Origin of the sequence: uncultured Polaribacter sp. (assembly GCF_947500975.1) — a bacterium.
In the GTDB taxonomy this organism is placed as follows: Bacteria; Bacteroidota; Bacteroidia; order Flavobacteriales; family Flavobacteriaceae; genus Polaribacter.
The window spans coordinates 299,256-314,586 of the sequence record NZ_CANMUE010000002.1 but is presented as its reverse complement, the minus strand read 5'-3'; the positions used below and the strand labels follow the sequence as shown (position 1 = coordinate 314,586).

The 15,331-nt window shown below is 30.1% G+C and carries 12 protein-coding genes; 7 read left to right on the top strand and 5 right to left on the bottom strand.

All coding sequences use genetic code 11. From position 1 onward, the window contains the following. The first annotated feature begins 23 nt into the window (after positions 1 to 23). From Q0733_RS03400 to Q0733_RS03370, 7 genes are all read left to right on the top strand, one after another. Positions 24 to 524 (top strand): hypothetical protein, encoded by a 501-nt coding sequence (locus Q0733_RS03400; protein WP_298778974.1) that lies wholly within the window; start codon positions 24 to 26, stop codon positions 522 to 524. Continuing rightward, positions 521 to 706, top strand: a complete 186-nt coding sequence (locus tag Q0733_RS03395; RefSeq protein WP_298778972.1) for a hypothetical protein — start codon at positions 521 to 523, stop codon at positions 704 to 706. Before Q0733_RS03400 ends, Q0733_RS03395 begins: the two co-directional genes overlap by 4 nt. Positions 707 to 713: 7 nt before the next feature. Next, the gene (locus Q0733_RS03390) at positions 714 to 878 is read left to right on the top strand and encodes an Arc family DNA binding domain-containing protein (protein ID WP_298778970.1); all 165 of its coding nucleotides are present in this window, start codon (positions 714 to 716) and stop codon (positions 876 to 878) included. Positions 879 to 976: 98 nt separating this feature from the next. Further along, a complete protein-coding gene (locus Q0733_RS03385) occupies positions 977 to 4,156 on the top strand; it encodes a hypothetical protein (RefSeq protein ID WP_298778968.1) in 3,180 nt (1,059 codons plus the stop codon). 2 nt (positions 4,157 to 4,158) lie between these two features. Next, positions 4,159 to 4,839, top strand: coding sequence for a DUF2490 domain-containing protein (locus Q0733_RS03380; RefSeq protein ID WP_298778966.1), 681 nt, complete (start codon positions 4,159 to 4,161; stop codon positions 4,837 to 4,839). A gap of 5 nt (positions 4,840 to 4,844) precedes the next feature. Further along, positions 4,845 to 6,152, top strand: coding sequence for a DUF819 family protein (locus Q0733_RS03375; RefSeq protein ID WP_298778963.1), 1,308 nt, complete (start codon positions 4,845 to 4,847; stop codon positions 6,150 to 6,152). Between the two features lie 37 nt (positions 6,153 to 6,189). Then, entirely contained in the window at positions 6,190 to 6,891 is a 702-nt protein-coding gene (locus tag Q0733_RS03370; protein WP_298778960.1) for a DUF4369 domain-containing protein, read from the top strand. 103 nt (positions 6,892 to 6,994) lie between these two features. On the opposite strand, the gene Q0733_RS03365 is transcribed toward Q0733_RS03370, so the two are convergent. From Q0733_RS03365 to Q0733_RS03345, 5 genes are all read right to left on the bottom strand, one after another. Further along, complete coding sequence (locus Q0733_RS03365; RefSeq protein ID WP_298778958.1) at positions 6,995 to 8,776, bottom strand: T9SS type A sorting domain-containing protein; 1,782 nt, start codon at positions 8,774 to 8,776, stop codon at positions 6,995 to 6,997. Between the two features lie 484 nt (positions 8,777 to 9,260). Next, complete coding sequence (locus Q0733_RS03360; protein WP_298778955.1) at positions 9,261 to 10,721, bottom strand: MFS transporter; 1,461 nt, start codon at positions 10,719 to 10,721, stop codon at positions 9,261 to 9,263. Between the two features lie 12 nt (positions 10,722 to 10,733). Beyond that, complete coding sequence (locus Q0733_RS03355) at positions 10,734 to 12,239, bottom strand: glycoside hydrolase family 30 protein (RefSeq protein WP_298778952.1); 1,506 nt, start codon at positions 12,237 to 12,239, stop codon at positions 10,734 to 10,736. 6 nt (positions 12,240 to 12,245) lie between these two features. Next, entirely contained in the window at positions 12,246 to 13,526 is a 1,281-nt protein-coding gene (locus tag Q0733_RS03350; RefSeq protein WP_298778949.1) for a glycosyl hydrolase family 17 protein, read from the bottom strand. Between the two features lie 7 nt (positions 13,527 to 13,533). Further along, a complete protein-coding gene (locus Q0733_RS03345) occupies positions 13,534 to 15,276 on the bottom strand; it encodes a glycoside hydrolase family 3 N-terminal domain-containing protein (RefSeq protein ID WP_298778947.1) in 1,743 nt (580 codons plus the stop codon). Positions 15,277 to 15,331: the final 55 nt, after the last annotated feature.

The window sequence follows — 15,331 nt, the reverse complement described above, 5'->3', positions numbered from 1 at the left end:
TTTTGATAATAATAAACTTATAAATGAAAATATTTAAAGAAGAACAACGTTTTACACATCTATGGTTAATAGTTTTAATGACTGTAAGTTTAATTGTACCAATTGCAATTATCACTAAAGAATACATGCAAGAAAACGCTAGTATGTCTACCAATGAGTTTATATTAACTATGAATGGAATTTTAGCTTCTGCATCAATTATTTTCTTCTTTAAATTAAAAACAAGAATAGACGAAAAAGGAATTCACTATCAGTTTTTTCCGTTTCACTTTTCATTAAAAACAATCACTTGGTCAGAAATTACAACAGCTAATGTAAGAACTTATGATCCTATTGGAGAATTTGGCGGTTGGGGTTTAAAAGGTGGTTTTCTTTGGAAAAAATCAAAAGGAAAAGCCATAACTATTTCTGGTGACATTGGCATTCAATTGGTACTTAAAACAGGTAAGAAATTATTAATAGGAACACAGAAAAAATTAGGAGCAATTAGCGTTTTAGAAACTTATAAAAACAAATTAGTATGATTAAATTTATAACCTATATTATTATTATAGTTTTTAGCATATCTACATCATTAGCACAAGTAAAGTCGGAAGAGATTCTAATTAAAAATGATTCAATTGAATTATCAGGAACCTTAACGTATGCTTCAGAAAAACTACCTTTAATTATTAGTATTCCTGATACTAGAATAGTTAATTTGTAAAAATAAGATGACTAAGAAAAAAGCTTTCGCGTTGCGAGTTAATGAAGATATGATAAAAGCTATTGAAAAATGGGCTGCGGATGAATTTCGTTCTACAAATGGACAAATAGAATGGATGCTAATGCAAGCATTAAAAGATGCCAAACGCCTACCTAAAAAGAAAGAAGAATAAACCTAAATTCTTTTCTAGCTAAAAACTACGCTCAATTTTTATTGAGCGTTTTCTATTTTGTATATTGTTCACTTTTAATAAAATTAACAAACCAAGAAATGAGAAAACTGCTAACCTTATTATTTTTGTGTACCACTACTCTACTCTTTTCTCAAGAGTTTTCTATGGATTTAGTAAAAAACATGAAACCTAGAAATATTGGTCCTGGTGGAATGTCTGGTAGAGTTACATCTATTGATGTAGTAGAAAATAATCCTGAAATTATGTATGTAGGTACTGCTTCTGGAGGGATTTGGAAATCTACTTCTGGCGGCATAAAATGGAAACCAATTTTCGAGAAAGAACTTACTGCTTCAATTGGTGCAGTTGCAATTCAACAATCAAATCCAAGTGTTATTTGGGCAGGAACTGGTGAAGGTAATCCTAGAAATAGTTTAAATGGTGGTTTTGGTATTTATAAATCTTTAGATGCTGGTAAAACATGGAAATCTATGGGATTAAAAAATACAAGACACATTCATAGAGTCGTTATAGATCCATCAAACCCTGATGTTGTTTATGTTGGTGCTATTGGATCTCCTTGGGGAGAGCACAAAGAACGTGGTGTTTATAAAACTGTTGATGGCGGAAAATCTTGGAAACAGATTTTATTTACAAATATAAAATCTGGTGCTGCAGATTTAATTATGGATCCTACAAATCCAAATAAATTAATTGCTACAATGTGGGAACACAAACGCGACCCTTGGTTTTTTAAATCTGGTGGAAAAGGAAGTGGTTTGTACATTACACATGATGGCGGTGAAAATTGGAAACAAATAACAGAAAAAGAAGGTTTTCCAAAAGGAGATTTAGGTAGAATTGGTGTTGCAATTGCACCTAATAATCCTGATGTAATTTACGCTCTAGTAGAAGCTAAGAAAAATGCATTATATAAAAGTGAAAATGGTGGTTTTAAATGGAAAAAAGTAAATGATAAACCAGGTATTGGAAATCGTCCTTTTTATTATTCAGAAATTTATGTAGATCCGCAAAATGAAAATAGATTATATACTGTTTTTACCTATGTAAATGTTTCACAAGACGGCGGAAAATCTTTTAAACAGTTAATGCCTGCTTATGGCGTTGATAATGGTGTGCATCCAGATCATCATGCCTGGTGGATTCATCCAAAGAACGGAAAATTTATGATTGACGGAAATGATGGTGGATTAAATATTACTAAAGATGGCGGAAAAACTTGGCGTTTTATTGGTAATATTCCTGTTGCTCAATTTTACCATATAAATGTTGATAATGAATTCCCTTATAATGTATACGGTGGTATGCAAGATAATGGTTCTTGGAGAGGACCAGCATATGTTTGGAAAGCGCAAGGAATTAGAAATTCTTATTGGCAAGAAATTAGTTTTGGTGATGGTTTTGATGTTGTGCCAGATAAAGATGATTCTAGATACGGTTGGTCTATGAGTCAACAAGGTTCAGTTGTTAGATATGATTATATTACTGGAAATAACTATTCAGTAAAACCAACACATGCAGATGCAAATGTAAAATTACGTTTTAATTGGAATGCCGCCATTAATATGGATCCTTTTGATAATTCAACTTTATATTTTGGAAGTCAGTTTGTGCATAAATCAACAGATAAAGGATTAACCTGGAGCGTAATTTCTCCGGATTTATCTACTAATAATCCTGAAAAATTAAAACAATCAGAAAGTGGTGGTTTAACCATGGATGCTACTGGAGCTGAAAATCATTGTACCATATTGGTAATCGAACCAACAGTTTTAGAAAAAGATGTTTTATGGGCTGCTACAGATGATGGACAAGTACATATTACAAAAAATGGTGGTAAAGATTGGACAAACGTTTCAAAAAACATAAAAGGGTTACCAGAATTTAGTTGGATTGCACAAATTAAAGCATCAAATAAAAATAAAGGTGAAGCACTTTTAGTAGCAAATGACTACAGACGTTTTAATTATACTCCTTATGCTTATAAAACAACAAACTATGGAAAAACTTGGAAACGCTTAGTTGATGAAAACGATGTACAAAGTTATGCTTTGTGTATTATTGAAGACCCTGAAAATGAAAATTTACTGTTTTTAGGTACTGATGATGGTTTGTATATTTCAGTAAATGCTGGTAATAAATGGACAAAATGGACTGAAGGGTTTCCTACAGTTCCTGTTAAAGATTTAGTAATTCATCCAAGAGAAAATGATTTGGTTATTGGAACATTCGGAAGAGCCGCTTGGGTTTTAGACGACATTACACCTTTAAGAGAAATTGCAAAAGGAGGCTTAAACACAAAAAAAATAAAACTATTTGAACCTCCAATAGCTTATCAAACCGCAAGACAACAACCTACAGGAAGTAGATTTGGTGCAGATGCAATGTATCAAGGAGAGAATAGAAAAAGTGGGGCAATCATTTCTTATTTTATCAATAAACCTGAAACAAAAAAAGAAAAAAATAAAAGCAAGAATAAAGATACACAAAAGAGCATTAAACACGACTCTATAAAACTAGAAATTTTTGATGGTGATAGACAAATTAGAACCTTAAAATTTAAAACACCTAAAGAAAGTGGTATTCATAAAACTACCTGGTACTTAAGAGAAAAAGGTGTTGCAAGAGCTTCTAGAAAAATTAGAAAATCTACAAGAGAACCAAGAGGTGTATCTGTAAAACCAGGAACTTATCGTTTAAAAATGACTTTTGGAAATGAAACATCTGAGCAAAACATAAAAGTTGAATTTGATCCAAGGTTACAAATTTCTAATGAAGCAATCAATCAAAAATATACTGCTGCAAAAGAGCTAGAAAGATATCAACAAAAAATATCTGATATTGTAAAACAATTAATAGAAAGTAAAAATACAGCAACTTTAATAAAAAACAAATTATCAAAAGAAGACAAGAAAAAGTATAAAGATAAAATTAAATCATCTTCTAAGATTATAAAAAAAATAGATACATTAATTGCAAAATATTTAGGAAATGTAGATAAAAGACAAGGAATTACAAGGAACCCAGAAATGACAGTAAACCAACGTTTTGGCACTGCAAGTTATTACGTTCGCTCTCGTTTTGGAGAACAAACAAATACTGAAAGGCAATTAATAAATCAATTTAAAGACGAGCTTAAATCTGCCGTTGAAGAAACCAACACATTTTTTAATAACGATTGGCTTTCATACAAATCTTCAGTAGAAAAAATACAAATATCTCCTTTTAAAGAAACTAAAATTTATTCATCAAATTAAAAATGAAAAAAATAAGTATACTTTTAATCTTAAGCCTTTTTTGTTTTAAAATTCATGCTCAAAATTCTGCTGAAGACAAATTAGGAACATGGTACATGTACAATGGTTCTCATAAAATATCAGAAAAAATTGCTTTAAAAACTATGGCACATTTTAGATATTATGAATTGGCTAATGAGTTTCAACAAGAAATTTATAGATTAGGTGCTAATTATACTTTTACCCCAAAAACAAATTTCACTTTTGGTTTAAGTTATGCAACTGCAGATACAGCTTATGATACACCTTCTCCAAACTTATATGAATGGAGATTTTATGAAGACTTAAATCTAAAATCTAAATGGGGTAACTTAAATGCAAAACATCGTTTTAGATTCGAACAACGTTTTATTCATAGAGATTTAATTACAGACCAATTCCAAAACTGGTTACGTTATGATTTAAATATAAGCTACCCTATTTCAGAAAATTGGCAAGCCTATGTTTTTAATGAACTTTTCTTGAATTTAGACAGAGGAAAACGATTTGCTCAAAATTGGACAGGTGCTGGATTAACACACAAAGTAAATAACCTTATCATATTAAAAATGGGGTATTTTCAAATAAAAACACCAGACAACATCTTTAAAAGATTGCAATTAGGAGTGATTTTAAACACCAATCACATTAAAAAAACTAAATAAAAATTATGACAGCACCAATTTTCACAAATGACGCCATTGTTTTCGGTATTTTAATGATTTCTTTAGGTTTTGTTTTTTATACTGAAAATTTAAAAACAGGGTTTTGGGCAAAATTTTATAAAATTGTACCTGGTTTATTTATGGCCTATTTTATACCTGCGCTTTTTACAACATTTAGAATAATATCTCCTGAATGGGAAACTGAAAATACAGTTGGTGAAATTGTAAAAAATAAATCTCAGTTATATTATGTTGCAAGTCGATTTTTATTGCCTGCCGCTCTGGTTTTAATGACCTTAAGTATCGATTTAAAAGCCATTTTTAATTTAGGTTCAAAAGCACTAATAATGTTCTTTACTGGAACTGTAGGAATTATAATTGGAGGTCCTATTGCAATTTTAATTATTTCAATATTTTCACCAGAAACTGTAGGTGGTGCAGATTTTGATGCTGTTTGGAGAGGGCTTTCTACTTTAGCAGGAAGTTGGATTGGTGGTGGAGCAAACCAAACTGCCATGTTAGAAATTTATGAATATACCCCTTCAAAATATGGAGGAATGGTTATTGTTGATATTGTAGTTGCTAATGTTTGGATGGCCATTTTATTAATTGGTATTGGTAAAAAAGATAAAATTAACAAATGGTTAAAAGCTGATACAACTGCTATTGAAGAACTTAAAGAAAAGGTTATCAATTTTACGCAAAAAGTAAAAAGAAATCCTACGCTATCAGATTTAATGATTATGCTTGCAATTGGTTTTGGAACTGTTGGTTTTGGGCATTTTGCATCTAAATACTTAAGTACATTTTTTGCAGATTTTGTAGCTTCATTTACTTCACAAACTTGGCGTAATATATTCTCTTTTTTAGGCTCAGGTTTTTTCTGGTTGATAAGTGTATCAACAATAATTGCAATTATTTTATCATTTACCAAAGCAAAAAATTACGAAGGTGCAGGTGCTAGTAAATTAGGGAGTATTTTTATTTACATTTTAGTTGCTACAATTGGTATGAAAATGGATTTAAATCAAGCTTTTGAAAACCCTGGATTAATTGTAATTGGTTTTGTTTGGATGATCATACATGCAGGTTTATTAATTTTAGTAGCTAAAATTATTAGAGCTCCATATTTCTTTTTAGCAGTTGGAAGTCAAGCTAACGTTGGTGGTGCAGCCTCTGCTCCTATTGTTGCACAAGCCTTTCATCCGTCATTAGCAACTGTAGGGGTTTTATTAGCCGTTTTTGGGTATGCAATTGGTACAATTGGCGCAATTGCTTGTACTATTTTAATGGAATTAGCTTCTACTTTTTAAATAAAATTCAGCATATTTGCATTCTTAAATTTATTTCATGAAAAAAGTTATTGTTGTTTTAGCATTGTCAATTTTAGTTTTTGCTTGTTCTTCTAAAAAAGAAGGAAATATGATTGTTTCTGGGCAAATAAAAGGCCTTAAAAAAGGGACTTTATATTTACAAAAAATGGTTGATTCTACATTAGTTTCTATTGATTCTGTTTCACTTTTAGGAAAAGATACTTTTAGGCTAAGTGATCATGTAGATTTACCGGTATTATATTATCTAACTTTTGATGGCAATACAACAAATAAAAGAATTTTATTTTTTGGTGAAGAAGGAACAATTACAATAAATGATAATCTTGAAAAGTTTGGCTATAAACCAGAAATTAAAGGCTCTAAAAATCAAATAGTATTAGATAAATACAATTTAATTAATAAAAAATTTCAGAATGAACGTTTAGAATTTATTAAAAAAGATTTTGACGCAAAAAAAGCAAAAAATACATCTTTAATAAAACAACTTGAAATTGATTATAAAAAATTAGTGAAAAGAAGAGTTTTGTTTACAGCTAATTTTATAACTACAAATGCTAATTCTGAAGCCGCACCCTATATTGCTTTAACGGAAATGTATGATGCTGCATTACCATTATTAGATACAGTAAATAAATCTTTTCCTGAAAATATAAAAAACTCTATTTACGGAAAACGTTTTGATGAATATTTAACTCAAATTAAAAAGACAGAAAAGTAAGCATTAAAATGATCTTATTATTTAAGAAAACCTCTTTTAGGGGAAAGAAAAAACGCTCAAGAAAAAAAATCTTGAGCGTTTAATATTTAAAAAAAATACTAAATTATTGTTTGATAAACTTTGCTGTACCCACAGTATTTTCTACTTGATATTTTATTAAATAAACACCTTTAGACAAATTAGAAACATCTATAGATTTGTTATTTTTGTTAATTTGTAAATACATAACCTGCTTTCCTAAAATATTATAAAGAACTACATTTTTAATTACATTATGTGTATTAATAGTTAAAATATTAGAAACTGGATTAGGATATAAAGATATATCTGACAATGTACTATCATTTAAACTTGCAGTTTCACAAGATGAATCAAACTTAACTGTTACAGGATCTTCTTTTAGTTGCCAATTACCTTCAAAAGATACTTTACTCCAAAGCACGTTAATATCAATATCATCAGTAGGCGTATTCTCCCAAGTTAACGTAACACTAATTTTTCCTGAAACTGATTCATCTTTTGCAGATACTGTTGGTGCACCTGTAACAGCTGGTATTACTATTTCATCAACTGCATCTGAATCATTTGACTCAATTGTCACTTTCATGGTTTTGGTACCCGAATTTTCAATAGTAAGTTTAATCGCAGAAGCAGTTTCTGCTTCAATTCCAAAATGAGTAACAACCTTTTCACAATAGTTTGAAGCTGACCCTCCACCACTTGTTGAGCTTCCATCACTTAAAACTACACTTCCTAATGAGGATTCATTATCTGGATTACCTAATGCTCCTTTAACTGAAAATCCATATTGAATAATATAACCTGAAACTAACTGTTCAGCCGTAGCAGAAACTGAAAATGATGTTACACCACTTGTTAAAGTCATATTTTCATTTACAACCGTTGCATAACCACTGTTTGGATCCAATGCTTTAATAAAAGCGACAACCGTATAACCTGAATCGATTGTGTGTGCATCTATCTTACCTGAAAAATTTAAATCTGCACCAGCTAAAGCATTATTTTCCACAAAAGAACTTGCTTCTATATATTTATTAGGTGTTGTGGTATTATCAAACCAAGATGCATTTGTATTCTCCGCTGTCCAAATTGCAAAGTTTGGCTGCAATGTTATTATACTTGCTTCAATTGTTGTTTTTAAATCGGCAACTCCATATTCAAATCCAAATGCATAACTATCATCTGATGTATTAAATGCATTTACATAGCCCTTCCAAGTTTTAGAACCATCAATACTAACATCATTTGATGAAGTTGCTCCTGTTGAATTTCCATCACTTAAAACTACACTTCCTAATGTTGATTCATTATCTGGATTACCTAATGCTCCTTTAACTGAAAATCCATATTGAATAATATAACCTGATACCAATTGTGCTGCTGTTGCAGAAATAGAAAATGATGTAACACCACTTGTTAAAGTCATACTTTCATTTACAACCGTTGCATACCCACTATTTGGATCTAATGCTTTAATAAAAGCTACTACCGTATAACCTGAATCAATTGTATGTGCATCTATATTACCCGAAAAATTTAAATCTGTACCTGCTAAAGTATTATCTTCTACATAAGAACTTGTTTCTATATATTTATTTGGTGTTGTTGCATTATCAAACCAAGATGCATTTGTATTCTCTGCTGTCCAAATTGCAAAGTTTGGCTGCAATGTTATTGTACTTGCTTCAATTGTTGTTTTTAAATCGGCAACTCCATATTCAAATCCAAATGCATAACTATCATCTGATGTATTAAATGCATTTACATAACCCTTCCATGTTTTAGAACCATCTATAGTTACTGAATTTTGTGCACTTAAAAAAGCAACAATAAAAAGAGTAAATAGTAAAGTAATTTTTTTCATTTATATCTTGTTTAAATTAATATATTCAATATTACATTTAAAAACTTATGAATTCAATAAATATACCCATACAAAAAACATACATACATAAAAAAACACCCCTTTACTTAACAATCCTTTACTGGATAAAGGATTTAAAAAAAAAAACAAAAAAGAGAAGAAAAAAACGTTATCCTACTAAAATTAATACTGTATAGGTAATGTATTGTTTAAAAAAACACTATAACTAAATAAAAAATATTTTAAAAATAAAAAGTTCAGTATAGCTAATTTATACTGAACTTACACAATCCATTTTTATGCCTAAAAACTAAAACTTTTTCTTACAATAATCCCTTTAAAAAACTATATTAAATTTTCAAATCAGCAAAAAAACAAATATTTAACTTTTTCTTACTTTGATTAATATCTACATTACAACTATAAACTAAAAGCTTACTTAATAACAATAACAGAATTAACACTAAGTAAATCAATCCTTTACTTACCTATTATTTTTATTTTTTTTAATACTTACATTATCTTTTCTTTCTGCTAATTCTCCTCTTATTTCAGTTGCCCGTTTTTCATCTATACTATAATCTTTCATTACCCACATTGCAACCAAAGTACCAATAAGTGGAAAGAAACAGAAAAATGCATGTAAACCATCTACTGAAGCTTCTTGATCTACTACTGGAGTATCAGGATTGAACCCTACAAGCCAGATAATTAATCCACTTAACGCACCGGCTATTGCAAAACCTACTTTAACCATCCACCAATATATAGCTCCAAAAGTACCTTCTCTCCTTTTACCAGTATTTAGCTCATCAATATCAATAACATCTGCTGTCATAGACATCATTATTGTAAATAAACTTCCTATACCAAATGAAAAAAATGGAAGCGCAATAATATATAACCAAGGTTTACCTGGGATGAATAAAAAGTACAATAAAATATAACCAATTATTGAAATAGTTTGCGCAATTAAAAATGCTTTCTTCTTACCATATAATTTAGATAACCAAGTTACAATTGGTATCACCAAAAATGTTGTTCCCAAAGCACCTAAACATCCAAATAATGAAACCCATATTCCTGTTGCACCTGCATCCCCATTAAATAATTTATATACAATTACAAAAAAAGTAAGTGAAGCTACCGTATTAAAAGCATTAAAAATAAAGAATGTAGCTATACATAATTTTCTAAACTCTTTAATTTTAAAAGCTTCAACAAAACTGTTTAATATTTTTTTAAAACTCCCACCTATATTTGATAGGTTAAGAGGCTCGAACTCATCTTTATCTAATGTAGATTCTCCTTTGATAAAAATTGCTGGCACTATGGCACAAATTGCACAAGGTATTGCCACCCAAATTGCCAACTCTCTTACTGCAACATCTGCAGAAGGAAACCATTCTGGATCGTACATTATCAACCAAAACCAAGGTGCAATAACCCAAGCCCATTGTCCTATCCATTGTGCAATTGCCATAATATTGGTACGCTCATGAAAGTTGTCACTCATTTCATACCCCATAGCAACATAAGGAACACTAAAAAGAGTAAGCCCTAAATAAAATACAATGGACCATAAAAAGAAATACCAAAAATTATATTGAAGAGAATTTTCTTTAAATAATTGCCACATAAAAATATAAGCAATCCCCATAATTATACCACCTATTAAAACATACTGCCTTCTTCTTCCCCATTTAGATCTTGTATTATCAGAAATAAATCCCATAATTGGATCTGAAATTGCATCAAATAACCTTGGAAATAAATAAATCATTGCCCACATTAAACCTGTAAATCTCAAATCTTCTACCAAGACTACCATGAAAATTCCAAGTATTGCAGGAAACATTTGATTAGCAAACATCCCTATTCCAAAAGCAATTTTTTTGCTCATTGGAACTTTATTTATTAAAGAAATAGCTTTTGTGTTTCTCATAATTATGGGGTATTAAATTGAGGGGTTAGGTATTACAATGGTTTGAATTGCTTGTCCAACTATATTTATAATCACATTTTTATTATGTAATTTTAGGTTGATTTTTTTTGGTTTACTTCCTTCATTAAAAGCTACAACAACAATAGAACCGTCTAAATTCTCTGCTGCAGTCATCATTAAGTTTTTATCAGAGTTTTCTAAACCAATTACTTTTGCTTCTGGTCTTATAAATCTACTAAAATGTGATAGTGTGTAATATAAAGGTGTATAATACACTTCATCTTTCATTGGATCTACAATTACAGGCGCAACACACCAATTCTTAAACCAATTTGGACCTCCTTGTGTATCTAAAACCATGTTCCAATCAATCCAACCATCTACATAGTTATTTAAACAACCAATAATATCTCTTGCATATCTGTTTACTGGTGCATATTTTGGATGCAAATGTTTATCTTTTTCAGGAGCCCAATCCCAACCCCAATCTGTTGCTTCTTTTTTCCAATACCAGGCATCATCTTTCCATTTTGGAATTTCAGAATCTACACAAGCTTCAGATTGAATTAAATATTTATTTGGTGCTTTATTGTGAGCATATTGTAATTCCTTTGGAAAATAATCATAAGTACTTGCATACCAATGAATAGCAGTTCCATCAAAATACTTTGAAGTTTCTTCGTTTTTAAATTGAGAATCTACCCAATCATTTAAGTGTTCTCTATTTTGATCATAACCTAAAATTCTAGTATTATGACCATCTCTCTCTAATTGTGGACCTAAATGATTTTGAACAAAATTGGTCATTTCATCAGGTGAATAATGCATACTTTCCCAATTATTACCATTTCCTAAAGGTTCATTTTCTATCGTAAACCCCCAAATATCAATTCCTTCATTTTTATAAGCTGAAACGTATTTAGAGAAAAATAACGCCCAAGTATCATAATATTCTGGTAATAATTTTCCACCAACCCATTTTTTATTATCTTTCATCCAAGGAGAAGCTGTCCAAGGAGAAGACAATATTTTAAATCCGTCTTTAGACACATTCATGGCATCTTTAATCATTGGAATTATATCATCCTTATCTTCTTCAATTGTAAAATATTTCAGTTCTATATCATCCTCTACAGGTGCATAAGAATACTGACTTATAGAAAAGTCACAAGAATTCATATGTGTTCTGGTTAATGAGTATTTTGCACCACTTTCTCCAAAATAAGCTTCAATAATTTGTGCTCTTTTCTCTTTACTTAAACGATTTAACAACGAAGCAGAAGACTCTGTAAAAGAACCACCAAAACCAGTAATTGTTTGGCGTTTATTTGTTGGCAATAATTTTACTAAAACTGTATTTTCTTTATTTTCAACCGAAGAAAAATTTTCTAACTTAGTTAAATTGTTTCCACTTGCAGAAGTTTCATAAACCTCAACAACTAATTTATCTTGCTTATTTTGACAACTAAAAACAAGAAATAATAGTAATAGGTATAAAAAATGTTTCATCCTTTTCATAAGTTTTTATCTTAAATATTCTGTATTTGGATTCAAAACAGTTTTCATTAACTCTTCTTTATCCCCATTAAAAGTTTTGATAATTGGATTCCCATTTCTTTTTAAGTCCTTAAAAATGCCTTTATCAACTAAATTCCAAATTGGGTATTTTGCTTTACCATTTAAAGTAAATAATCCAAAGTGGTTTTCAGAACCATCAGGGTTTTTAGCATCTTTCCATTGTTCATCAAAAGCTTCAAAATAAAAACAAGAAATACCTTCTTTGTTAGTCCAATCTCTTAATAAATTATAATACAAACCCTGCTTATACTCATCTGTTGCTCTCGATCCATTTACACCATAATGCCCGTTAGAAACAGTTGCCCAGCCTGTTTCACCAATATGAATCATTTTTGTAGAATCTATACTTTTTACGTAATCAGAAACATCTTTATATTGCTTTTTTGCAAAATTGACAGCACGTAACATAGCATTATCTACTTTTTGTTTCTTAGATAAGCTTTGTTCCTTTTCTGGAACTTTCCAAAAATCAGGATTATAATGAGAGTTATGATACGGATATGTATGCATAGAAATATAGTCTACAGCTTTAATAAGATCTTCTAAATCTTTTACTTTATAACTAGAATCTCCTCCACCCCAAGAAGCAAAATCGTCTGAACAAGTAATCCATAAATCATTAGGAAGTTTTCCTTCCTTTTTTAAATTTTGTAAATGATTTACCCATTTTAAAATAACATTTGGTCTTACAAAATAACTTGTAGCCCACCTAACCATTGCTTCATTACCAACAGCAATTATTTTAACAATATTTGGATATTTATTAGCCAACGCAACTGCTCTTTCAATTTCACCTTTATTTTGAGGACTCTCAATTTCGTGATTTGGTTCTTTGTTTGTCCAAGCGTTTAAACAATCTATCCAAGCTCCCAACATTACGTACATTTCAAAACTTTCATCTTCTTGTTTCAGTTGATAAATAGCTTCTAAAATATTAGCCGCATGTGGTAATTTAGGTTGTACATTATAAGTTCTAATTATACGAATACCTATAGCATGCATCAGTTTTAAATCTTCTTTTAACTCAGGGATAGTTGGTTGATTATCTTCTCTTGATTTCTCTCTATAACCTCCATAAGAAATTGCTAAATACTCTGGGTTACCTAAAATATTAGCAGCTGTCATTTTTTCTTTAACTACTTCTTTGTTTTCTTCATTTTTAGAGCTACAACTATAACCTAGATGCAGTATTAAAACTGTTATTATTATTTTTAAGTTAGATTTCATAGCTAAACTATTCTGTTTTATACTTCAAACCATATCCAAAAGGATATAATGGTTCTATAGAGTTATCCCAAAAATTAGGGCCATACTTACCTTTAAAATCATCGACAGATTTTGGCCAAGAATGTGGTAATTTGCCAGAGAAGTTATAATCTCCAAAAAGCACTTCTGCAACACCATCTCCTTCCGAACCTGGTAACCAAGCTGCAACAAAAGCATCAGATTCATTAATTTGATTTGTAACAACCAAAGGTCTTCCAGAAACTAAAACAACAACTGTTTTAATACCTTTTTCTTGGTATATCTTAATATATTTTTGATGCTCTTTTGTTAATGTTAATTTCAATTGATTCGACTCATGTCCAATATCTCCAAAAAACTCTGCATAAGGTGTTTCTCCAACCACAATAACTGCAACATCAGCATCAAAATGATTTTGTTTTCCATCTTTATCATATACAACATTACCTTTTACTTGTTTTTTAATTCCTTCTAAGATTGTGGTTGCTCCTTTATAATTCTCTTTTGTTCCTTGCCAATTTAATGTCCATCCTCCAGATTGTAAACCTGTGTTATTTGCATGCTCGCCTACTACAACTATTTTCTTTATCTCTTTTGATAAAGGCAAAATATTATTCTTGTTTTTTAATAAAACTAAAGATTCTCTAACTGCTTGTTTTGCAATTGACCTATGGGCTTTTATCCCAATTTTAGAAACTAAATTAACGTCTGAAAAAGGCTTCTCAAATAAACCTAATCTAAATTTTTGACGCAATATCCTTTTAACTGCATCATCAATTCTAGAAATTGAAACCATACTATCTTTAACTCCTTTTTTTAATCCATTTTGAAAAAAATCTAAATTACCATCAACAGCCATAACCATATCTACACCTGCTTTAATAATATCATTTTTACCAAAACGAGAATATCCTTGCCAATCAGAAACTACAATACCATCAAAGTTCATTTTAACTTTTAAAGTGTCTGTAATTAACACCTTATGTTTATGCATAGAAATATTAGAAACTTTGTTAAATGATGCCATAACAGCTCCTACTTTTTCTTTTACCGCAACTTTGTATGGAGCCAATAATCTTTCATTTATTTCACTATTAGTTAAAGATGTTTCTCCACCTTCTACTCCAAAATCTGTAGCGCCATCACCTATAAAATGTTTGGCTGTTGCCATTACAGTATTTACATCGGATAAAATTCCTTGATGACCTCTTACTGAAGCTTTTGTTAACTTTTCTGTTAACATTGTACTTTCAGAAAAAGCCTCGTAAACTCTTCCCCATTTTTCATTATACGGAATTGCAACACAAGGAGAAAAAACCCAATTAAAACCCGTTGCTTGACTTTCTATTGCTGTAATTTTTGCAATTTGTTCAACCAATTTTTCATTTTTAGTAGCTCCTAAACCAATATTATGAGGAAAAATAGTGGCTCCATCAAAAGTATTTTGACCGTGTACAGCATCTACCGCAATTAACAAGGGAATTCCTAACCTTGTAGATAAAGCTTTATTTTGTAATTCTGTAAACCTATTCTGCCAGTCTAAGGCTGCTTCACCAGGTTTTGGACCTTGTGTATGTATTACCGAACCTATAAATTTTTGAGTAATATTTTTATCAGAAGAGTTTTCAAAATGTCTTATCTGTGACATTTGACCAATTTTCTCTTCTAAAGTCATTAAATTTAATATAGAATCTACTTTATGTTCAATTTGTAAATCGTTACTTATTTTCACTTTATGATTACATGAAAAACAAATAATTAGAAGACAAAAAACTATATATGTTAAA

Coding starts and splice junctions, on each gene's coding strand:
- Q0733_RS03360 (WP_298778955.1), bottom strand. CDS start 10,721: ATGAGAAACACAAAAGCTATTTCTTTAATAAATAAAGTTCCAATGAGC.
- Q0733_RS03395 (WP_298778972.1), top strand. CDS start 521: ATGATTAAATTTATAACCTATATTATTATTATAGTTTTTAGCATATCT.
- Q0733_RS03385 (WP_298778968.1), top strand. CDS start 977: ATGAGAAAACTGCTAACCTTATTATTTTTGTGTACCACTACTCTACTC.
- Q0733_RS03380 (WP_298778966.1), top strand. CDS start 4,159: ATGAAAAAAATAAGTATACTTTTAATCTTAAGCCTTTTTTGTTTTAAA.
- Q0733_RS03375 (WP_298778963.1), top strand. CDS start 4,845: ATGACAGCACCAATTTTCACAAATGACGCCATTGTTTTCGGTATTTTA.
- Q0733_RS03390 (WP_298778970.1), top strand. CDS start 714: ATGACTAAGAAAAAAGCTTTCGCGTTGCGAGTTAATGAAGATATGATA.
- Q0733_RS03350 (WP_298778949.1), bottom strand. CDS start 13,526: ATGAAATCTAACTTAAAAATAATAATAACAGTTTTAATACTGCATCTA.
- Q0733_RS03400 (WP_298778974.1), top strand. CDS start 24: ATGAAAATATTTAAAGAAGAACAACGTTTTACACATCTATGGTTAATA.
- Q0733_RS03355 (WP_298778952.1), bottom strand. CDS start 12,239: ATGAAAAGGATGAAACATTTTTTATACCTATTACTATTATTTCTTGTT.
- Q0733_RS03370 (WP_298778960.1), top strand. CDS start 6,190: ATGAAAAAAGTTATTGTTGTTTTAGCATTGTCAATTTTAGTTTTTGCT.
- Q0733_RS03365 (WP_298778958.1), bottom strand. CDS start 8,776: ATGAAAAAAATTACTTTACTATTTACTCTTTTTATTGTTGCTTTTTTA.